The 331-nt window shown below is 77.3% G+C and carries 1 protein-coding gene; it reads right to left on the bottom strand.

Going from position 1 to position 331, the window contains the following annotated elements:
* Positions 1-117 precede the first annotated feature (117 nt).
* The coding region (locus D588_RS0121680) for an STAS domain-containing protein (protein ID WP_017917494.1) at positions 118-331 on the bottom strand (214 nt) is incomplete at its 5' end.

The following is a 331-nucleotide window of genomic DNA, read 5'->3' on the forward strand; positions in this document are numbered from 1 at the left end:
CGGCGCGGTCTGTGCCACCGGCGGCGGCGGTGGCGGCGTGCGCTTGGGCGCGCCAGCGCAGGCGCCCAGGGCGGCGGCCAGGGTCAGGGAGGTGAGGATACGCAGCACGTTCATGTGTCAGCTCGCCGCAGGGGGAGAGTGGAAGTCCAGGGTCGAGGCCAGCCGGTAGGCGGCGCTCAGGTCGGTCAGGCCGGCCGGGGCGCCGTGGATGGCGACCTCGGCCTGGCCCTGGGCACGCAGGCGCGCGGCAAGTTCGGCGAGCAGCGCCAGGCCGGCGCTGTCCACCCGCGAGACGGCCTGCAGGTCCAGCGCGCGTGCGCCCGGCAGCGCG

This window comes from Xanthomonas sp. SHU 308, assembly GCF_000364645.1.
GTDB classification, from domain to species: domain Bacteria; phylum Pseudomonadota; class Gammaproteobacteria; order Xanthomonadales; family Xanthomonadaceae; genus Xanthomonas_A; species Xanthomonas_A sontii.